Annotated in this window: 18 protein-coding genes; 9 read left to right on the top strand and 9 right to left on the bottom strand. The window is 47.4% G+C overall.

Annotated elements, in window-relative coordinates; all coding sequences use genetic code 11:
• Positions 1-35: 35 nt before the first annotated feature.
• Genes CPC19_RS09655 through CPC19_RS09645 form a run of 3 tightly spaced genes read right to left on the bottom strand, consistent with a single transcriptional unit; the run spans position 36 to position 3,174 of the window.
• A complete protein-coding gene (locus CPC19_RS09655) occupies positions 36-881 on the bottom strand; it encodes a copper resistance protein B (protein ID WP_096910758.1) in 846 nt (281 codons plus the stop codon).
• Positions 878-2,746 carry a copper resistance system multicopper oxidase gene (locus tag CPC19_RS09650; RefSeq protein ID WP_096910757.1) on the bottom strand — a complete coding sequence of 623 codons (1,869 nt, stop codon included), beginning with the start codon at positions 2,744-2,746 and terminating at the stop codon, positions 878-880. The genes CPC19_RS09655 and CPC19_RS09650 overlap by 4 nt, the downstream gene beginning before the upstream one ends.
• Entirely contained in the window at positions 2,743-3,174 is a 432-nt protein-coding gene (locus CPC19_RS09645) for a hypothetical protein (RefSeq protein ID WP_096910756.1), read from the bottom strand. Before CPC19_RS09645 ends, CPC19_RS09650 begins: the two co-directional genes overlap by 4 nt.
• A gap of 181 nt (positions 3,175-3,355) precedes the next feature.
• Here CPC19_RS09645 and CPC19_RS09640 point away from each other — a divergent pair, with 181 nt between their 5' ends.
• Together CPC19_RS09640 and CPC19_RS09635 are read left to right on the top strand one after the other, a co-directional pair.
• Positions 3,356-4,039 carry a heavy metal response regulator transcription factor gene (locus tag CPC19_RS09640; protein WP_096910755.1) on the top strand — a complete coding sequence of 228 codons (684 nt, stop codon included), beginning with the start codon at positions 3,356-3,358 and terminating at the stop codon, positions 4,037-4,039.
• A 24-nt stretch (positions 4,040-4,063) separates the two neighbouring features.
• Positions 4,064-5,494: a heavy metal sensor histidine kinase gene (locus CPC19_RS09635; RefSeq protein WP_096910754.1), complete on the top strand. Its 1,431-nt coding sequence runs from the start codon at positions 4,064-4,066 to the stop codon at positions 5,492-5,494.
• Between the two features lie 140 nt (positions 5,495-5,634).
• On the opposite strand, the gene CPC19_RS12050 is transcribed toward CPC19_RS09635, so the two are convergent.
• Positions 5,635-5,847 (bottom strand): GDCCVxC domain-containing (seleno)protein, encoded by a 213-nt coding sequence (locus CPC19_RS12050; protein ID WP_096910753.1) that lies wholly within the window; start codon positions 5,845-5,847, stop codon positions 5,635-5,637.
• A gap of 614 nt (positions 5,848-6,461) precedes the next feature.
• Here CPC19_RS12050 and CPC19_RS09625 point away from each other — a divergent pair.
• The 7 genes from CPC19_RS09625 to CPC19_RS09590 all read left to right on the top strand — a co-directional run bounded on the left by CPC19_RS09625 (position 6,462) and on the right by CPC19_RS09590 (position 16,467).
• A protein-coding gene (locus CPC19_RS09625) for an IS3 family transposase (RefSeq protein ID WP_371595645.1) occupies positions 6,462-7,537 on the top strand; the annotation gives its coding sequence in 2 pieces (ribosomal slippage) (positions 6,462-6,708 and positions 6,708-7,537; 1,077 coding nt in all).
• 900 nt (positions 7,538-8,437) lie between these two features.
• Positions 8,438-9,541, top strand: a complete 1,104-nt coding sequence (locus tag CPC19_RS09615) for an HlyD family secretion protein (RefSeq protein WP_016389743.1) — start codon at positions 8,438-8,440, stop codon at positions 9,539-9,541.
• A complete protein-coding gene (rbbA, locus tag CPC19_RS09610) occupies positions 9,538-12,327 on the top strand; it encodes a ribosome-associated ATPase/putative transporter RbbA (protein WP_015005427.1) in 2,790 nt (929 codons plus the stop codon). The genes CPC19_RS09615 and rbbA overlap by 4 nt, the downstream gene beginning before the upstream one ends.
• Before the next feature lie 3 nt (positions 12,328-12,330).
• A complete protein-coding gene (locus tag CPC19_RS09605) occupies positions 12,331-13,452 on the top strand; it encodes an ABC transporter permease (RefSeq protein ID WP_015005428.1) in 1,122 nt (373 codons plus the stop codon).
• A 108-nt stretch (positions 13,453-13,560) separates the two neighbouring features.
• Positions 13,561-15,072, top strand: coding sequence for a diguanylate cyclase domain-containing protein (locus CPC19_RS09600; RefSeq protein ID WP_015005429.1), 1,512 nt, complete (start codon positions 13,561-13,563; stop codon positions 15,070-15,072).
• Positions 15,073-15,075: 3 nt separating this feature from the next.
• Positions 15,076-15,531 carry a tRNA adenosine(34) deaminase TadA gene (gene tadA, locus CPC19_RS09595; RefSeq protein WP_015005430.1) on the top strand — a complete coding sequence of 152 codons (456 nt, stop codon included), beginning with the start codon at positions 15,076-15,078 and terminating at the stop codon, positions 15,529-15,531.
• Positions 15,532-15,624: 93 nt separating this feature from the next.
• Positions 15,625-16,467: an alpha/beta hydrolase gene (locus CPC19_RS09590; RefSeq protein ID WP_016389741.1), complete on the top strand. Its 843-nt coding sequence runs from the start codon at positions 15,625-15,627 to the stop codon at positions 16,465-16,467.
• Here CPC19_RS09590 and mltF read toward each other — a convergent pair.
• The 5 genes from mltF to pyrF all read right to left on the bottom strand — a co-directional run bounded on the left by mltF (position 16,453) and on the right by pyrF (position 20,959).
• A complete protein-coding gene (mltF, locus tag CPC19_RS09585) occupies positions 16,453-17,874 on the bottom strand; it encodes a membrane-bound lytic murein transglycosylase MltF (RefSeq protein WP_016389740.1) in 1,422 nt (473 codons plus the stop codon). The genes CPC19_RS09590 and mltF overlap by 15 nt on opposite strands.
• 282 nt (positions 17,875-18,156) lie before the next feature.
• Positions 18,157-19,221, bottom strand: a complete 1,065-nt coding sequence (gene fba, locus CPC19_RS09580) for a class II fructose-bisphosphate aldolase (RefSeq protein ID WP_016389739.1) — start codon at positions 19,219-19,221, stop codon at positions 18,157-18,159.
• A 166-nt stretch (positions 19,222-19,387) separates the two neighbouring features.
• On the bottom strand, positions 19,388-19,711 hold the full coding sequence (locus CPC19_RS09575; RefSeq protein WP_016389738.1) for a phasin family protein: 324 nt from the start codon (positions 19,709-19,711) through the stop codon (positions 19,388-19,390).
• Positions 19,712-19,875: 164 nt separating this feature from the next.
• The gene (locus tag CPC19_RS09570) at positions 19,876-20,220 is read right to left on the bottom strand and encodes a phasin family protein (protein ID WP_015005434.1); all 345 of its coding nucleotides are present in this window, start codon (positions 20,218-20,220) and stop codon (positions 19,876-19,878) included.
• Positions 20,213-20,959 (bottom strand): orotidine-5'-phosphate decarboxylase, encoded by a 747-nt coding sequence (gene pyrF / locus CPC19_RS09565; protein ID WP_016389737.1) that lies wholly within the window; start codon positions 20,957-20,959, stop codon positions 20,213-20,215. Before pyrF ends, CPC19_RS09570 begins: the two co-directional genes overlap by 8 nt.
• Between the last annotated feature and the right edge of the window lie 181 nt (positions 20,960-21,140).

Below are 21,140 nucleotides of genomic sequence, written 5' to 3'. Positions count from 1 at the left end.
GTGTTTGAAAAGTTTCCGTATCAACTTGGTTATTGTTAAAACCAGAATCGCAGTCCCGCGACGAATTGGGTGCCTGACGTATCTTCGCCTGCCGCACGGCGGTAATCAGCTGTGTCGCCATAGGTGTCTGTCCATTCCACACCGATGTAGGGCGCAAATTGACGGCTGAATTCGTAACGCAGGCGCAAGCCCAGCGCGAGATCCGAGAGGCCCGCCCCCAAACTATTATCAGGGTCATCCTTGCCATACAGATTCAGTTCCGCACGGGGCTGTAAAATGAGTCGCTGTGTCAGCAGCAACTCGTACTCGGCCGCGGCAGAGAGTGCGGTCCGACCGTCGTCGCCAACATACGCAGTAACATCCAGCTCAAACCAGTAGGGCGCCAGGCCTTGCATACCAATTGCCAGCCACTGACGGTTCTTGCCTTCGTCATATTGGTCGAGTCGGACGCCGAATTGGGTGTCGAAATAGGCGTTGAGCGCATGGCCCCACAACAGCTCGGTTGAACTTTCCTCTAGTGTGCCGTCTGCGATATCACCTTCCGCTTTGATGACAAAGCGGTTGTAGGTGGTGCCATACCAGGCCTGTATATCGTAAACCGTGCTCTCGCTGTCTTCGTGATACTCCAGGCGATCGCCCAGAACGGACCAGAAGGCGTGTTCGTCCGCCAGTTTCAGTTGCCGCGGCCCCGGCTGTGCATAGGGGCCTTCGGTCAAGGTGTAACCGTCGGAATAAGCGTGGGGATCGCGGGCATCGGCCGGAGCGCTGCCGCCCTGCATTTGCATCTCGTCGTGATCCATTTGCGCCAGGGCCGTATTCACTTGAAGGGCACCGACAATAAAAACCAGTGTTGTGAGATATTTCACCGTATTAAGCCTCATGACACTACCACTTCGCGGAACATGCCCGCGTCCATATGAAACAGCAGATGGCAATGCCAGGCCCAGCGGCCCAAGTCATGGGGTGTGGTCAGGTAACTGATACGCTGCGCTGGTTGCACGGGAATGGTATGGCGGCGGGCCCGCAATTCACCCTGATCGGTTTCCAGTTCGCTCCACATGCCGTGTAAATGCATTGGGTGGGTCATCATGGTGTCGTTTTGCAGAATAATTCTAACGCGTTCATTGTGGCGCAGGGAGACCGGTGTGCTTTTACCGAATTCGAGTCCGTCGAAAGACCAGCTATAGCGTTCCATATTGCCGGTAAGATGTAGTTCCAGCTCCCTCGCGGGCGGGCGGCGGTCATCCAGCACACCATCGATGGATTTTAGGTCGGCCAGCGTCAGCACTCGGTGGCCCTGTGGGCGCAACCCACGCTGGCTTAAGTTGCGCAAGCCAATACCCGGATCGTCGAGATTGGTGCGTGGCATGTCCACTCGCATATCCACCGAAGCGCCGTATTCGGTTCGGGCGTGGCGTATGGTGGATGAGGGTTTGGCAAGAGGGTTATCAGAAGCCCGCTGCACGCCGTGCATACTGTGATCCATGGCCATGCCGCCGTGCATCTGGGAATGATCCATGGTGCTGTGATCCATGGGACCCATACTCATGGACCCCTGATCCATACCGCTATGATTCATGCCTTCGTGACCAGTGCCATGACTCATAGCCCCCATCATGTCAGCCATGGTCAACCACTCAACCGGGTCAGGATCTGGTACTGGAGCGGTTAAGCCTTGCCGCACGGTCAGGGTGCCGCGGGCATAGCCGCTGCGTTCCATGCTCTGGGCAAAGATGGTGTAAGCATCGTCCCGCGGTTCGACCATGACATCGTAGGTTTCTCCGGGGCCGAAACGGAATTCATCCACAGTGACAGGTTCAACATCCTGACCATCCGCTTGGATCACCGTTAGCTTCAAACCCGGAATGCGGATATCGTAAAAGCTGTTGCTGGCGGCATTAATAAAACGAAGCCGTACGCGATCACCGCGCTGGAACAACCCGCTCCAATTGCCCGCCGGGGTGGTGCCATTCATTAGGAAGGTGAGGGTGGCCGCCGACAGGTCCGCCAGATCGGTCGGGTTCATCCGCATCTGGTTCCACATCTGGCGCTTTTCCAGGGCTGCCTGTAAGCCCATCTTTGAAACATCGGCTGTGAAATCGAAAAAGGTGGGCTGATTGAAGTTGTAGACATCGCTTTGTACTTTCAGCTTGCTGAAGGTATGCATTGGATCTTCGTCGGTCCAGTCGGACAGCTGCACCACATAATCCTGGTCGGCACGGTGTCTTTCGCCTGCCCGCGGCTCAATAATCAGGGCGCCATACATCCCGGTCATCTCCTGAAAGCCGGAGTGACTGTGGTACCAATAGGTGCCGCTCTGGCGGAGGGTAAAGCGGTAAACAAAGGTTTCTCCCGGGGCGATGCCTGGGTAGCTGATCCCCGGCACACCATCCATTTGATAGGGCAGCAAGATGCCGTGCCAGTGAATAGAGGTAGAAACAGGTAATCGGTTGGTGACGCGGATGGTGACGTCATCGCCCTCGCGCAGCCGTAGCGTCGGTGCCGGAATGGAACCGTTGATGGTGGTCGCCATGCGAGCGACGCCAGTGAAATTGACGGGTTTTTCGGCAATCACCAAATCGATTTCACGGCCGCTGAGCACAGGCGCTGAGCCCAGCGCGGTCGCGCCTTTTACTGCGGCGTGTAACCAGGCCGGTGTGGCGGCCAGCACGCCACCAGCTGCGAGTCCTTGGACAAATCGACGCCGATTTAAATTGGGTCGTGTCAATACTGGTATCTTACTCATCGGGCAATATTTCCTGAATGGGTTGGATTGGTTTTGACAATTGGCTCTTCACGGTGAATTGCAACCTTGAAGACTGAGCCGGGCGGCAACGCTTTATCGCGGGTTGCTGAGAATCGAACACCGCCTTTCTTCTTCATGTTGTGGGTTAGAATTGCTGGTACATAATCAGTCGTGGTTTCTGCGATCAACTCACCTGAGGGCGAATGAGCGGCAATGTTTACATGACCTCTCGTGAGCCAAGTCGGTAGGTTGGCGGTTAAACGACCCGATATTTTGACAGAGCCATCAATGGTAGACGTTGTGAGGCGTTGGAATCGCCATTTCTGGTCCGGCTGCTTGGATACCTCGATCTGATGCCGATCGTTTGCCCTGCTTGATGTGGCGAATAGGGTGAATATCATCATTAGAACAATCAGATTCTTTTCCATGAGAACTCCTCAGCATGAGTACGATGTTATGCATTCTTGCCTGTCGCGTTATGTCGTACACGATAGGGGTTGTGTTCTGTCATCAGGATGACTGTAAGATGACAAAGGTGTAATCTACCTGTCATCTGGTTGTTGGGAAGCCCCCGCTAGACTTAGCCAAATAGATTGGAGCAGGAAGGCGATGCGAATACTGGTTGTGGAAGATGAGGTGAAAACTGGCGACTACCTGGCTCAGGGGCTCAGCGAAGCAGGCTTTACAGTAGAGCTGGCCCGCAATGGTTTGGATGGCCATCACCTCGCCATGACGGAAACGTTTGATTTAATTGTTCTGGATGTGATGCTGCCGGATGTTGATGGCTGGCGTATCGTGCAGTCCTTACGTGAAGCGGAGCGCCAGACTCCTGTTCTGTTTCTCACTGCACGAGATGGCGTGGATGACCGAGTTAAGGGCCTAGAGCTGGGGGCTGATGATTACCTGACCAAGCCTTTTGCTTTCGCCGAATTGTTGGCCAGAGTGCGAACTCTATTGCGACGGGGGGCTGTTCAACCCGCGATGGATCAGTTGCGTGTTGCTGATCTCGTCCTTGATTTGCCTCGGCGGCGGGCGCAGCGAGCAGGCAAGAAAATCAATCTCAGCCATAAGGAGTTTTGTTTACTGGAGTTACTGGCGCGGCGTCAGGGTGAGGTGCTGCCGCGCTCCCTTATCGCCTCTCAAGTCTGGGACATGAATTTTGATTCCGACACCAATGTGATTGATGTGGCAATCCGGCGCCTGCGCGCAAAAATTGATGATGATTTTACTCCCAAGCTGATTCACACCGTGCGTGGAATGGGTTACACGTTAGAGGCTGAAAGTGAAGATTAGATCAGCCCCGTGGGTCGCGCAAGCATGATTGAATCAGGTAAAAATACCTCAACCCAAGCTATCCATAGGCGTCGTCCCTTGTCGCTGACTGCAAGGGTAACTATTTTTGTTGCGCTGGCCATTGGCCTTAGTTTGTTATCAATCGGTTACCTGGTACAAAGCGAGGTTCACCGTCATTTCGTTGAGCAAGATGCTGAGGAACTGCAGGTAATGACGCAGGCAATAGAGAGTGTACTCAGTGAATACATCGGACAGCGGGCAGAGCTTTCAGAGGCACTGTCTCGCGCCATTTCAGGTCATCACGGGGTGTATTTTGAAGTGCGGGATCAGCAGGGCGAAATACTGTACTCAACATTCAATAGTGGCCTGTCGGCAAAGGTTGATGTTTACTTTCAAGTGCAGGGCACTCTGACGGATAACATACAGATTTGGCAAGTGGGTGATGCAACCTATCGCGGAATGAGCAATGTCATCGCGGTTCGTGGCCATGATTTTCGAGTGGCTACGGCAATTGATATGGGGTTTCACCTGAGCTTTTTGGCGAGCTTTCGCCACAGCCTCTGGTTAATCATGACGTTGGCGGGGGGTATTACAATATTTGCAGCTTGGCTTGGAGTACGACAAGGCCATGCGCCAGTCCAAGATTTGAGCCAAAGTCTGCGCAATGTGCAGGCCGATCATTTGTCCGAACGGCTTGATCCGGCAAGTGTGCCACGGGAACTACAAAATCTGGTGGAATCTTTCAATTTAATGCTTGGCCGCTTGGAGGACAGTTTTACGCGGCTTACACATTTCTCCGCAGATATCGCTCATGAACTACGCACGCCCTTAACCAATATTATTACCCAGACTCAGGTGGGACTGAGCAAGGCTCGTTGCGAGGATGAGTACCGAGAGCTGTTGTATTCCAATTTGGAAGAGCAGGAACGCCTGGCAAAGATGGTCAATGATATGCTCTGGTTAGCGAAGACTGATCACGGTTTGCAAAAGCCAGAAATTGAGTGGCTGGATTTGGCGGGCGAAGCCCGAGAAATACTGGAGTTCTTTGAGGCCCTGGCTGAAGAAAAGCACATCCAGTTACTGCTTGAAGGTGACGCTCCCAGCGTGCGGGGCGATCGCGCCATGCTGCGTCGGGCGGTATCCAATCTGTTATCGAATGCAATTCGCTACACTGCTCCAGGTCAACAAATAACAGTGCAGCTTGCAACAGCCGCCAATGAAGAAGTCACACTGTCGGTACAAAACCCAGGCCCGAAAATCCCAGCCGAACAACGGACAAAACTATTCGACCGATTCTACCGTGCTGATCCTTCGCGAGCTCGTCAAAGTGAGGGTGCCGGGCTGGGCCTTGCAATTGTGAAATCGATTATTGAAGCCCATGGGGGACGGGTGCTGGTGTCTAGCGACCATGAAGGCACACAGTTTACGTTGATTTTGCCGCAACAGAGAAGCTAATAGCTTCTACGGTCAAACTTTGCTTCAGGGTAATGGGGTTCATCCAGTGCTATTTGAAAACCAAGTATTTTTTAAAATGATAACAACTAGCTGCATAAGAATTAGTTGTTTCATAAAAATATGTCGCAATTGTTGAAGGTTTAGCGGCAGGGTTTGTTTTGCTGAATTGGCGGGCAAGGTACCGTTCCGTAAGAGCAGTAGACACAACAATCTCCCTGTTTGGGTTTTAGTACTGCATGACATTCGCTGCATTCATAAAACCATTGGCAAGCATCGGTGGGCATGGTTTCCAGCTTTTTATGGCTGCAGTGAGGGCAAGTGATTTCTGAGTCTAACTGAATATCTCTACTCATGATTCGCCAGCCTGCTTAATTGTGGATGGGTAACCGGCATTAGTTGTGGCATTGATCAGATGCATCCTGGCTAGTCAGTTCTTCGTCAAAACTAATAATAGCCTCTTTGCCTGATATGTTATGAAGTTTCGCAGGAGAGAAAGAGATTACTCCCGTTTGTATCCCAGGTGTATCCCAAGGCTTTATCTTGGATCTAGGGTAGGAAATAATCCGTTGGGTTTATGTGGGGGAAGATGGTACCGGAGGCCGGACTCGAACCGGCACACCCGTGAAGGCGGGGGATTTTGACATTAACCTACCATCTTTCGATGCTAGCCAGACTATATCATCACCCTAATATACTTAGGGGCTGGACGCTGTTTCACTTGGGTTCTAATCCAAGCTACTTCCTGTTATTAAGCCATCTCGCAACAGCTCAGGTAGTCGTTGAACCTTCCGTCTCAGACGGCTTGGCTGCTGATTGTCGTATCTATTTCTAGACTTAGAGTTTCCAGCAATTCATCCAGTTTTTCTCACTCGCGATTGCTCACGAGGGGGTGTAAGTACCCCCTAAACTAGCACAGCTCAAACGTAGAAAATTCTATAATCGCGGATGAAGCGAAGGAGTTTTTACGATGAGCAAACGACTGAATGAGACCCAGATTGTTGGGATACTGAAAGAAGCTGAAGCAGGTACGCAAGTGCCCGAGTTATGCCGCAAATACGGTGTGGGTAACAGCACGTTTTATAAATGGCGCAGCAAGTATGGCGGGATGGAGGCATCGGATGTTAAACGCCTCAAGGAACTAGAAGACGAAAATCGCCGCTTAAAGCAAATGTATGCTGATCTCAGCCTCAAGAGTCAGATGCAAGAGGAAATCATAAAAAAGCTGTAAGGCCAGCAGCGGATCGTCGAGCTTGGGTTGATCAGCTACGTGAGCAATTTACTGCCAGTATTGTGCTGTGTTGCGAGGCAGCAGTATTGAGTCGCACAGCCTATTACTATCAACCCAAACGTTGCGATGACACGGAGCTCATTGATGCACTGCTGGCCTTAGTCGATAAACATCCACGCTGGGGCTTTCCGAAGTGCCGTAAGCGACTCAGGGCGCTTGGGCATCGCTGGAACCACAAGCGTATTTATCGCGTGTATTTACAGCTAAAACTGAATATGCGCAGAAAAGCGAAGCGGCGTTTACCCAGCAGGCATCCGCTGCCATTGAATGTACCACCGGCAACGAATGTGTGTTGGTCAATGGATTTTATGAGTGATGTGTTGCAACACGGCCACCGGTTTAGGACTTTTAATGTGGTCGATGATTTTAATCGGGAGGTGCTAGGCATCGATATTAACTCAGGCATTACCGCTGATCGAGTCACCCGTTATCTCGATCAAATTGCAGCATGGCGAGGTTATCCCGAACGCATTCGTTGTGACAACGGGCCAGAGTTTACGTCTACCGAGCTGGCAACGTGGGCAGAGCAGCATCAAGTACACATCGACTTTATCAAGCCGGGCAAACCTTTTCAAAATGGTTTTGTTGAACGACTCAATCGAACCTATCGAGAAGATGTGCTGGATCTTTATCTGTTCAGCAATCTCGATGAGGTACGGCAAGTCACGGATGACTGGATACAGCTGTACAACCATGAACGGCCGCATGATGGGCTCAATGACATGACGCCCATTGAGTACTTAAATGTGGCTTAACTCTCTACGTTGAGGTTGTGTTAATAACGGGGTATTTACAGGGGGACTCAGTTTTTTAAAGACACTGGCTTTCGCTTATCCCCTGTGTCTACCAATTTCACCACTCTGGCACTAAATACATTTATTGTCTGCCGACAGTCCTTTTTTATACTACCCGCAAATCCTTTCACAGGTACACTACAGAAAAGCTTATTTTTCATTTGGGATACAAAATCGCTTGAGAATTTTGAATCCATCATGTCTACCAATTTCATTACTCTAACAACTCTACACATCTATGAATGAGCCTCTTTGGGGAGAAGAAGTGGTATGATCCGTAAAGACCGCTTGGATCAGATCAAATTTAAAGCTCTAAGCTATTACTTGTCTTGATGAATTTTGGTTGTTTTTTGTGCGTTCTGGAAATAAATGTAACTTTTTTAAATTTTTTTTTAATCATGGTATTTATCATGGTATTGCCTAAATGATAGATTTTAACTGTCTGAAAAATAAGAAGAAAAATGGCTTGTTCACAATCGAGTGGGAATAACTCCAGAAAACAGGTAACAGGCTGAATGAGTTTAAAATATTCAGCTTGTTACCTTTACTTCTTGTGCTATTAAGCTGTGTTAGGCAAATTCTTTCAACACTATAATTCGTGATACTCTTGCCCTTAAGTTAGGGGGTGAATAATGCCTATGCCGTGTCAAAAGTGCTATGTAGGGCACAAAAAATCGACAACTCCCTAATATTATTTAAAGCGTGTGGCAAAAAAATGCTATTTTGACCATAGCTACACCCTCATTGTATTGAACAGCACTACATAAGCGAGGGTTGGCAGAAAGCTTTATATATGCAGGCCTTTATGGAAGCTATGTGAAGTAACGCCAACATGCCACAAGATCAGCAGGAGTTTTAAAGATGAGTAATAAGTCCAGCCATAAACCAAGCTTGAAATGGCCCGTAAGAGTAAGAATTTTGCAGGCCCTCGTTGTTACGGTTGTTATTGGCCTAGCTGCTTGGCTGTGGTGGCTTGCACAAGCAAAGGGTTTGCCAGAAGGTTTTGCTGCAGGTAATGGGCGGATCGAAGCGGTAGAGATAGACGTTGCGGCTAAGACCGCAGGTCGGGTCAAGGATATTTTGGCTAACGAAGGTGATTTTGTCCAAGCTGGGCAGCAACTGGCAAGGATGGATGTGGCGGTTCTAGAGGCGCAACTGCGCGAGGAAGAAGCGCAACTGAGACGTGCACTTATCGGCATTGAAACCGCACAAAGCCATGTAACCCAGCGTGAAGCTGAGAAGCGGGCAAACGAAGCATTGATTGCTCAGAGGAAGGCTGAGCTTGATGCCGCGAAGAAACGCCTTATCCGTTCGCAAGAGTTAGTATTGAAAGGGGCTGGGCCTGTATCACAGCAAGATGATGACCGCGCCGCTTTTCAGGCCGCGAAGGCCGCCGTAAGTGCTGCTGAGGCTCAGGCGGCTGCCGCACAAGCTGCTATAGGGCGAGCTAAATCTGATGTTATTGGAGCAGAAGCTTCTGTGGAAGCGGTACGAGCGGGCATCCAGCGCATTCAAGCAGATATCGAAGACAGCGTCCTGAAGTCGCCGCGTGATGGCCGTATCCAATACCGTGTTGCACAGCCTGGCGAGGTGCTTTCTCCGGGGGGCGTGGTGCTGAACATGGTCGATCTAGCAGATGTTTATATGACTTTCTTTTTACCGACCGAGCAAGCTGGACGTGTCGCTTTAGGTGCCGAGGCTAGGCTCGTACTAGATGCAGCTTTGCAATATGTTGTTCCAGCCAAGATTTCCTTTGTTGCCGATGTGGCGCAGTTCACTCCCAAGGCAGTAGAAACGGAAGAAGAGCGTCAGAAGCTAATGTTCAGAATTAAGGCGCAGATTGACCCGCAACTGCTCAGGAAACATCTTTACCAAGTCAAAACCGGCCTTCCCGGTATGGCTTATGTACGGCTCGATTCGCAGGCAGGCTGGCCCCCTGAGCTGCAAGTCAAGCTGCCAAAATGAATCAAAATAACAGCGAAAAGACGAATAAGCACGATCAGTTAGCTATGCCGGTTGCCCGCTTGCAAGCCGTCACCTTACGATACAAGAAGGCGCATGCGCTTGACGGCATTAACCTTGATATTCCAGCCGGTTGTATGGCTGGGTTGATTGGCCCAGATGGAGTTGGTAAATCGAGCTTGTTGGCGCTGATTGCCGGCGCTCGCGCAGTTCAAGATGGTAAGGTCGAGGTACTTAGCGGTGATATGGCGAATGCGCGCCACCGACGAAGCGTGGGGCCGCGGGTTGCTTATATGCCACAGGGCCTGGGGCGCAACCTCTATGCGACACTGTCAGTACGTGAGAACCTCGACTTCTTTGGTCGTCTGTTTGGGCATGACGGTGACGAAAGGGCGCGTCGAATCGAGGCGTTAACCGAAGCCACAGGGTTAAAGTCGTTTCTCGATAGAGCGGCAGGTAAACTTTCAGGTGGAATGAAGCAGAAGTTAGGCCTTTGTTGTGCATTGATTCACGACCCGGATCTCCTGATTCTTGACGAGCCGACTACCGGTGTCGATCCGCTCTCACGACGCCAGTTCTGGGAGTTGATTGACAGAATCCGTTTCTCTCGCCCCGGCATGAGTGTGCTAGTGGCAACCGCCTATATGGAGGAGGCAGCTCGCTTCGACTGGTTAGCCGCGATGTATGGTGGCCAGGTATTGGCTTGTGATAGCCCCGAAGGCTTGTTACAGGGTCAAGGAGTGGATTCGTTAGAGGCGGCATTTATCCAGTTGTTGCCAGAAGACAAACGACGAAACTATCGTGCTGTGGACATACCACCGCGACTGAAAGATGGTGCGGATACTGCGATTGAGGCGCAAGATTTGACCATGCGATTTGGTGACTTTACTGCGGTAGACCATGTCAACCTGCGTGTCCCACGAGGTGAGATTTTCGGCTTCCTAGGTTCGAATGGTTGCGGCAAGACCACGACCATGAAGATGTTGACAGGTCTTTTACCGCCGAGCGAAGGCCGGGCTTGGCTGTTTGGACAAGAGGTGGACCCACACGATCTTGCAACGCGCCGCCGCGTTGGTTATATGTCACAGTTTTTTTCGCTGTACACCGAGCTGACGGTACGACAGAACTTAGCGTTGCATGCCCGGCTGTTTCATGTGCCCGCCGCTGATATTTCGCGACGAGTGGAAGACATGATTGAACGTTTTGACCTAGCCACCGTAGTGGATAATTTGCCGGGTGGGTTGCCTGTTGGTCTTAGGCAACGTTTATCGCTAGCGGTGGCGATGATCCACAAGCCAGAAATGTTAATCCTCGATGAGCCAACTTCGGGCGTTGACCCAGTTGCGCGCGATGCTTTTTGGCGTATGTTGGTTGAGCTGTCGCGTGATGATGGTGTGACCATTTTTATTTCTACCCATTTTATGAACGAAGCTGAACGTTGTGATCGAATTTCGCTGATGCACGCAGGTCAGATACTGGTGACTGACACGCCTGATGCTTTGATCAGGCAGCGGGGAGTGGAGACATTGGAAGAGGCGTTTGTGGCGCATTTAGAAGAAGCATCGGAGACAGAAACTGCTGAAAAACCAGCAGATGAGAGAGCGTCGCTCGATGCAATAAATGCTTCAGCCGCTCACGTTGAGCCGAAGGGTTGGCGGCGCTGGTTCGACTCTCGACGGATGATCAGTTATGCCCGACGAGAAGGGTTGGAGTTGCGCCGTGACCCGATCCGGCTGACCTTAGCACTGGTCGGTAGCGTGATATTAATGTTTGTGATGGGCTACGGCATCAGCCTAGACGTGGAGGACCTTACGTTTGCGGTGCTAGATCGAGACCAGACGACCATGAGTCGCGACTATACACTTAATCTTGCCGGCTCACGCTACTTCATTGAGCAAGCACCCATTACCAATGTTGCCGATTTGGATCGGCGAATGCGCGAAGGCGATATCAGTTTGGCCATTGAAATTCCGCAGGGCTTCGCGCGCGACATCGCCAGGGGGCGGCGGGTTGAGATAGGCGCCTGGATTGATGGCGCGATGCCATCACGGGGTGAAACGACTCGAGGTTATGTGCAAGGGATTCATGCCCAGTGGCTTGGGACCAAGGCGCGTGAAGCCGGTTACGGTGAGGCTTTGGCAGGTCTCGTTAATATTGAGACTCGGTTCCGTTATAACCCAGATGTTAAAAGCCTAGTTGCCATGGTGCCGGCTGTTATTCCGCTTTTGTTGATGTTGATTCCGGCGATGCTCGCGGCGCTCAGTGTGGTCCGGGAGAAGGAGCTTGGCTCGATTACCAATTTTTATGTCACCCCAACGACGCGGCTCGAATTTCTGCTGGGTAAGCAACTGCCTTATGTGATGCTATCTTTTTTGAGCTTTTTGTTGCTGACACTGCTTGCGGTGACTGTTTTCGGTGTGCCGCTGAAGGGTAGCTTTCTGACCTTAGCAATAGGGGCATTGCTTTATGTTGGTTGCGCAACTGCGGTGGGTTTGCTGATCTCTACTTTCATGCGTAGCCAGATTGCGGCAATCTTCGGTACTGCGGTATTGACGATCCTGCCAGCAGCCAATTTCTCGGGCATGATTGATCCAGTGTCGTCTTTAGAAGGAATGGGGCGGATGATCGGTGAGGTTTATCCAACGACTCATTTTTTAACAATCGCACGGGGTACTTTCTCAAAGGCGTTGAACTTTTCCGACCTGCATGCGTCTTTCCTTCCGTTGGTATTGGCTGTGCCGGTGTTGATCGGCTTGTCTGCCATAATGCTTAAGAAGCAGGAGAGGTAGTCCATGCGTCTTGCTAATATTTTCCACATTGGTGTTAAGGAGTTGCGCAGTGTCGTGCGTGATCCGATTATGCTTGTGTTGATCGTTTATGCCTTTACCGTTTCAGTTTATACGGCCGCTACGGCCATGCCAGAGAGCCTTAACAAGGCGCCGATTGCGGTTGTAAACGAGGATCGCTCTCCGCTGTCATGGCGTATTGTTAGTGCTTTTTACCCACCGTATTTTGTTCCGCCTGACGTGATTGATCAAGCACAGATGGATGCTCGCATGGATGCTGGCCTTGACACCTTTGCACTGGATATTCCGCCGAACTTTCAACGTGATGTGCTAGCGGGGCGGCGGCCAACGATTCAGCTTAATGTTGATGCCACGCGGATGAGCCAAGCCTTTACCGGTAGCCGATATATACAAACTATCGTTGCTGACGAAGTGCAGACCTTTGCGCAGCGCTACCGTGAGGTTCCGGAGTTGCCGGTTGACTTGGCGCTACGGGCGCGATTTAATCCCCAGCTTAATAAGTCGTGGTTTGGTGCGATTATGCAGGTCATCAACAACGTGACGATGTTGTCTATTGTTCTTACTGGCGCGGCGCTGATTCGCGAACGCGAGCACGGTACCGTCGAGCACCTGCTGGTAATGCCGGTTACGCCTTTTGAGATTATGACCAGCAAGGTCTGGGCAATGGGGCTGGTTGTACTTGTTGCTACCGCCTTTGCATTAACCGCGGTTGTGCAAGGCTGGCTGTCGGTGCCGATTCAAGGCTCACTGGGGTTATTCCTAGTTGGCGCGGCGTTGCATTTGTTTGCGACTACCTCAATGGGTATTTTCCTCGGCACTGTCGCCCGTTCGATGCCACAGTTTGCTCTGCTATTGATGTTGGTGTTACTGCCGTTGCAGATGCTCTCTGGTGGCTCGACGCCGCGCGAGAGCATGCCGGAGCTCGTTCAATTGGTCATGTTTGCTGCACCGAATACACACTTTGTGATGCTTGCTCAGGCGATTCTCTATCGTGGTGCTGGTTTTGCCGCTGTCTGGCCGCAATTTCTTGCCATTACGGCGATCGGCGTTGTGCTGTTCTCACTTGCGCTCTCACGTTTTCGGCGCACTATTAGTAGCATGGCATAAGAATAGTTTCTAGGTATCGAGCGAATGCGAGTAAAGCCCTAACGGCTCGACTTATGAAAATTGGCAGTATTGATAGTGGTTAAGTTATTGATGTGGTAGGTTAGTTTTATGAATCAAACGCTCCTAAAGTACAAGTTAGTGTTGCTTCCATTAGTGTTGGTCATGCTATTAGATTTTGCGTTGTTGGCGATTAACTACTATGTTACTGCTCAAATTGAAGTATCTGCTAAGAACATCAATATCGCGGGTCGACAGCGGATGTTATCGCAGAAAATTATAAAGTTAGCGTCCCTTATTCATAATTCATCGCAGCATCAGACAGTTCCTCTGGGTGATATGGATAAACTGGCTAAAGCAGTTGCCTTATTTGATGAAACATTAAATGCTTTTAGTGAAGGTGGTACGGCTACAGCGGCTTCAGGTGAGGTCATATTTATTGACAAGCTGGTTGATGAAGATGCTAGAGAACGCTTATTTGACGCTCAGTATATTTGGCGACCATTGCATGAGGAATTAAGCTATTTTCTATCATCTCAAGCAGTTTCAGCATCATTTTCCCACCAGATGATGAAGGACTTGGCTAAGCATGATGAAGAACTATTGAGCTTGATGAATGAACTAACCATTAGTTTAGAAGAAGAGGCTAAGGCTGAGACATTTTTTTTAAGAAGTATTCAAACAGCGACAGTTTTACTTATTTTTGTTTGCTTTTGTATTGCTACAATAAGACTTATTCGTAGAGAAGACTATTACGATAATCTGATGGAAAAAACGACAGATATTGTGATTGGGGTTGATGTTAAAACAGCGCTGACCACTTTTGTTAGTGGGTCTGTGGTTGAATTACTTGGCTTCAACCAACAACATTACCTTTTAAAGCCAGCGAGTTTGTTTTTTGTAAAAGAATCGAAAGCTGTTTTTTCGGAAATATTGGAGGCAGTTGATAAGACAGGCCGTTTACCTACTAGTCGGTGTGAGGTGCGATTGCTAAAAAGTGATGATAGTATTTTAGTCGCAGACATTGTGATGCAAACCGCGTTGAGTGAGAACGGCAAAAATGTAGAAGTTACGGCTGCCATTAGAGATATATCGGAAAGGAAAGCAGCTGAAGCCATTCTTATTGAGCAAGCACATAAAGACGAGTTAACGGGATTGCCCAATCGTATTGTGTTTTATGAGTTGGCGGAACATGCGCTTAGTATTGCGCAAAGAAATAAAACGAGACTGGCGATACTGTATATCGATTTAGATCAATTTAAACCTATTAACGATACCTATGGGCACGGTGTTGGCGATACGGTGTTGCAAACAACGGCGAATCGAATTGCTGCTTGCATTAGGAAATCTGACAGTGTTTTTCGTATTGGTGGCGATGAATTTATTGTGTTACTTGAAGGGCAAGTGGATGATGAGGGGGTAAGGCGTCTTGCCGAGAATATTATTCAATCAGTTTCTAACAGCATAATGGTCAACGGTGATAGTTGTCAGATTGGTGCCAGTATTGGCGTTGCATTTTATCCAGACGATGGCGCAGATATTGATGTGTTAACACAAAAGGCAGATAAAGCGATGTATACAGTGAAACATTCAGGACGAAACAATGTGGCCTTTGCTGAATAAATAATGCTTATGAATGATGAGGCTTGGATGCGCAGAGCGATCAATTTAGCGCATAAAGCAGAAGAAGTTGGTGAAGTACCTGTCGGTGCAATTATCGTCAAAGATAATGAGTGTATTTCTGAAGGTTATAACCTGCCTATAAAGAATAATGACCCAACTGCACATGCTGAAATAGTGGCTATTCGTGACGCTGGTCTGCAACTTGATAATTACCGCCTTGTTGATACAACCCTTTTTGTCACTCTTGAACCTTGCGTGATGTGTTTGGGGGCTATTCAACATGCGCGAATTAAACGCATTGTGTTTGGTGCGTTAGATGAAAAAAGGGGGGCTGTTTGTAGTGCGCTATCACTCACTAAAGCTAGTTATGCAAACCATCATGTTGAATGGACAGGGGGCGTGCTGGCGAAGGAGTGTTCTGAGTTATTAAGCGCTTTTTTTAAAAAAAGGCGTAAATGAAAGGGCTATAGGAAATGTTAAGGCAGTTATCAGCTTAATCAGGATGGCTTACTATGTTATTTCAACTGTGTTGATTATAGCGCAAGGAAAATAATGGCAAAATACAGTGAAAAGAGGTGGCTTGCTAACGATGGAATGCCTATGCATGCCGTTAGGTGGCAGCCTGATGTTGAGCCGATAATGACGGTGTGTTTAATTCATGGTTTGGGCGAGCATAGTGGTCGCTACAAAGACATGGTTGAATACTATACATCCTGTGGTGTTGAGATTGTTTCGTTTGATTTGCGAGGGCATGGAAAGTCTGGTGGTCAACGTGGTCATAGTGCTGATTTTCAACAAATGATACGGGATATTAAGTGTTTTATAGATGAAGTATCAAATATTGACGTTGCCAAGCCCTGGTTTATCTACGGTCACAGCTTGGGTGCAACACTGAGCATTCAATATGCGCTGTCACATCCAATTGGTTTCAAAGGCGTCGTGTTGAGTTCACCCTTGTTTAAACCTGCATTTGAGCCAGCTAAATGGAAATTACTATTGGGTCGACTTGTGCAAACAGGGTGGCCAACTTTATCGTTATCGAACGAGATAAACGAAGTCGCCTTATGTCGGGATAAAGAGATATTGAAAAGCCGAGCGGAAGATTCTTTAATTCATCACCGGATTTCAGCTAGATTAGGCATTCAAATGCTAAGTGAGGGCGAGCAACTGTTACGAAAAGCCTCAGAAGTGGACTTTCCAGTCTTGTTGATGCACGGTGATGCTGATGCGATCACAAGTCATACAGCGAGTACCATATTTGCTGAGCGCGTCGGTCAGCAATGCTGCTTGAAGATCTGGCAAGGTTTTTATCATGAGCTTCATCATGAACCAGAGAAAGAAAAGGTTTTTGAATACGGTTTAAATTGGATGAAAAGAGAATTACAGCGCTTGTAATTCGATATTTAGTGTGGCGTCGGTATCAATTTTGTTTTGTTCATCACTTAATGAGTTAGGCTCAAGCTTTTTAAGCATTTTGATATATTGGCGAACATTATCAATATAGGTGACGGGTTCTTTACCACGTGCGTAGCCGTATTTTGTTTTTTGATACCACTCCTTTTCAGCAAGTAGTGGTAGTCGCTGTTTTACATCAATCCATTTGTCTGGGTCGCCGCCTTGTTGTTGGGTCAATATGCGCGCATCTTCTAAGTGGCCAAAACCAATATTATAAGCGGCCAAGGCCATCCATGTTCTGTCGGGTTCTTCGATCCGTTTAGGGATTTTTTTTATTCGAGTTGATAAATAATGTGCGCCGCCTTCAATGCTTTGCTTGGGGTCTAATCGATTAGTTACGTTCATTTGTTTGGCAGTGGCTTTCGTCAGCATCATAATGCCGCGAACACCCGTTGGCGAAACAGCGTGTTTGTTCCAGTGAGACTCTTGATAGGCAACAGCCGCTAGTAATTTCCAGTCAAGATTGTATTTTTTTGCAGCTAAATGAAAAGACTTAATGAGCTTAGGGAGCCGAGTGTCAGCATGGTGCCAGAAGGTACAAATTCCAACGTAATCTAATTGTTTAGAATAGCCGAAGTGCTTGTCTTGTAGCTGCTCTAAGACACCGGTGGATTTAAGTTCTGCGAGAAATTTAACCGCTTCATTATATAAGCTGTGGTCTTCACCAAGAGGAAAAGCCCACGCTATTTTTTCAGGTTTTGAAATATCAAAAGCAACGTTTAAGTTGGGAAATTGACCGCGAATGAGTTGAAATTGATTGGAGTCGACGACGGTGTAGTCAAGTATATGATCGTTCACTAGAGAAACTAACTCTAGAACAGTTGAATCGGTGCTTTCTATCCAAGACAGGTTTTTATGTGTTTTTTGAATGCTACGTAAGTTTTCGGCATGACTGGTGTTGGCAATAACTTCTAAAAAAGAACCGCTCAGTTTCGCCACGGACTTAGGGCGACGCGTTCGATAATGATATACAAGCTGTTGCGTGACTTCGTAATAAGGCGGCGTGAAATGTAAGCGTTTTTTTCTGTCTGGGGTGATACTTAGTCCAGCAGCTACAAAATCAGCCTCATCCTCAGTTGATAATTGCACCAATTGTTGAAATTCTTTTGCAATAATGAAGCGTATATTAACACCGAGCTTTTCCGCAAACAGTGATGTTAATTCATACTCAAAACCATGGGTTCCGGCTTCGTCAATGATATACGTTGATGGATCTATTCGCGTCAGAACAACAAGCTCTCCACGGTTAAGTACTTTTTCTAATGATGAAGGCGCTGGTGTGCAGCCTGAAAGTACAGACACAGCAAGAAAAATAAAAACGTATTTTATGCGTGAGGGGCTAAGCATAACCGATAGGCTAAAGGGGGTTGTACATAAACGTAATGAATAAATTCTGATAAAGTTTTAGTGTTAGGTAGCTAGATATTAGCAAAAGCAGGGTATTTTACATAACCCAATTGAAAGTAGGGGCGCTCTGAATGAATGCTATAACTGGGTTATTGGTGAGTAATAATTAAAAAAGTTACGACAACCAGATTAGCAAACACTGCCGTGGTGCTAACCTGGTTGTTTAATAAGCCGACGTGAAACTTATAATTAGAGCCTGCCTCCTGAGTTGAAAGGCTTTAATTACTTAACTACTTGGTTGAGTTCGCCAGAGTCGTAACGAAGTACCATTTCTTCTAGGTTAATGGGTTTAATACTGCTTGCCTGTCCAGATGTTCCAAACGCGTCCATACGATCTTCGCATATACGTTGCATTGCGTCGGTTGATACAGCTAGGAACTTTCTAGGGTCAAAGTTTTTGGGGTTTTCTGCTAAGTGCCGCCTGATAGAACCAGTACTAGCTAAGCGTAAATCGGTGTCGATATTCACTTTTCGTACACCATACTTGATGCCCTGTTGGATTTCATTAACTGGTACGCCATAGGTTTCACCAAGGTCGCCGCCAAAATCATTGACAATTTTTAGCCAATCTTGAGGAACCGATGAAGAACCATGCATTACAAGGTGAGTATTAGGCAGTCTTGCGTGGATCTCTTTTATGCGTTGAATAGCTAAAGTATCGCCAGTTGGGGGTTTGGTAAACTTATAGGCACCATGACTGGTGCCAATGGCGATAGCCAATGCATCAACCCCCGTTTTTTTAACAAAATCAGCAGCTTCCTCAGGGTCGGTTAGCATTTGTTCGTGTGTTAAAACGCCAGAGGCGCCAACACCATCTTCTTCACCTGCTTCACCTGTTTCAAGCGAACCGAGACAACCGAGCTCACCTTCAACAGACACACCACAAGCGTGCGACATTTCAACTGTTTTCTTAGTAACCTCAACATTATATTCATAACTACTGGGTGTTTTGCCGTCAGCTTCTAAAGAACCATCCATCATGACAGAGGTAAAACCTAACTGAATAGACCGTTGGCAGATGGCAGGACTGGTGCCGTGATCTTGGTGAAAAACCACAGGAATGTGTGGGTACTGTTCAACCGCAGCGAGAATTAGGTGTTTTAGAAATGCTGAACCAGCATATTTTCTTGCCCCGGCAGAACCTTGAATAATAACAGGACTATTAGTTGCGTCTGCTGCTTGCATAACAGCATGAACCTGTTCCATGTTATTGGCATTAAAAGCTGGTACGCCGTAGTTGTTTTCAGCAGCGTGGTCGAGTAGTTGGCGTAGAGAAATTAAAGCCATTTGAAATCCCCTTATAGAATTAAGTTGTTTGGTGACGAATGAGTGTTATTCGTTGATAAGGCTAGTTTAACTTTTATGGCAGCGTGTTTCTATTTTAATAATGTATCAACTATAAAAAAACCACTACCGAGTGGTAGTGGTTTCCAAAATAGACTTAATTTGATGTTTATTTTTTTGGTGTTAGAGCCGCTGCGCTTTCTTTAACAATGTTAAGTACTTGCTCGTTATAAGCTTTCGTGTCTTCGAATAAAGATTTGCTATCAGCAACAAATTTTTCAAGGCTTGATTGAGCGAGTTCGACTTGCTCTTTGGCAAAAGCATTAAGTGCCTCAGGGTTATTAATGTTGGTTGCTGCTTTGATGCGGGCTTCAGCTAATTCGGCATAGTTTTTAGCAGCTTCTTGTTGTGCTGCGGCCATTTTTTTAAAATGAGTTTTGTTTAATTCAATTAATTTAGTGATAGGGGCTGCAAAAGCATTAAAGTCGTTCATGAAATTTCTCCAAATAAGGTTGAGTAAATCTAATTTAAAACAAAGGTTAGAAAGGCCAGTTTAAAGTAAAATTTATTGCGGCGCAACATTTGTTTTGTGAAGTGCTTCAACCCTAATAAAAGGTAGCTAACAATAGTTAATTAAAGAAACAAAAAATAATCAGGCTATTTTTTTGTTTCTTTATCAATTTCTTTTTTTAGCTGAACGGTGCTTTCCTGAAAAAGTTTAATTACTTCAGCGTTATAGCCTGTCATGGTTTCAAACATAACACGGCTGTTATCTACCATTTTTTCATAGTTACTTTGGGCGAGTGCCATTTGATCGGTGACAAAACTAGCTAATGCAATAGGGTCTTTGATTTTTGTTGCAGTTTGCATGCGTTGCTGAACAAGTTTTTTATAATCTTCGGCTGCTTTTTTTTGAGCGTCCATGAGGGTGTCGAAGTGATGAGTATTTAATTCAACAAGTTTTGATATAGGTTGAGTGAAACTGTTTAAGTCCTTAATCATTATGATCTCCTGATAAATTTTCACTAAATACATGACGAATACTTTTTTGTATATCTAAGGCAGCCTGCTTGGGATCTCGAGCATCACGAATAGGTCGCCCAACTACAATATGGTCGGCCCCATTATAAAAGGCTTGTTCAACGCTGACGACTCGTTTTTGGTCGTCATCTGGCTTATTATCGACGGGTCGAATACCAGGCGAAACAACCAAGAAGTTTGGACCTAATGAGTCCCGTAGTCCAGGGGCTTCTAGTCCAGAAGAAATAACACCATCACAACCCAGTTCAATAGCTCGTTTGGCGCGTGAGGTGACGAGTTCTTCAACATCGCATTTAAACCCTAAGTCATCTAGGTCGCCCCTATCTAAACTGGTTAAGACGGTAACAGCAAGAACTTTCAGTTGGCTTTTTTGCTCGGCGGCAGCCTGCATAATGGCGTTGTTGCCGTGTATGGTGACAAAATCAACTTTCTTATCGCTAAGCTGTTTAACAGCACGACCAACTGTTGCAGGCACATCAAAAAATTTGAGATCAACAAAGATGCGTTTATTTTGTTCATTGAGCCAGTCGATTAGCTCAAAATAATCACCAGACATGAATAACTCAAGTCCAATTTTGTAGAAAATAACGCTGTCGCCTAATAGCGTGACTAACGCTTTAGCCTGTGGAATATCAGGGACATCCAAAGCAACGATGAGTCGTTCATTAACAGGAATAGGTTTGTTAGAAAGCCATGACATGAGGCGCCGCTCCATAGTGTTTAAAGTATGATGGATATTATAACGCCCTGTCGCCCGCTTGCCGATGGAAATTTGTCATGGCATGGGTTAAGCAAATATTCAGCTTTTTGGTTATGATGTACGTTATTAATGATAAGACAATAGCTAGCATGGCGAAGTATTTAAACTAACATTATAGCTA

Origin of the sequence: Cycloclasticus sp. PY97N (assembly GCF_002443175.1) — a bacterium.
GTDB classification, from domain to species: domain Bacteria; phylum Pseudomonadota; class Gammaproteobacteria; order Methylococcales; family Cycloclasticaceae; genus Cycloclasticus; species Cycloclasticus pugetii.
The sequence above is the reverse complement of the archived record's forward strand: the minus strand, read 5'-3'. Positions and strand labels throughout refer to the sequence as shown.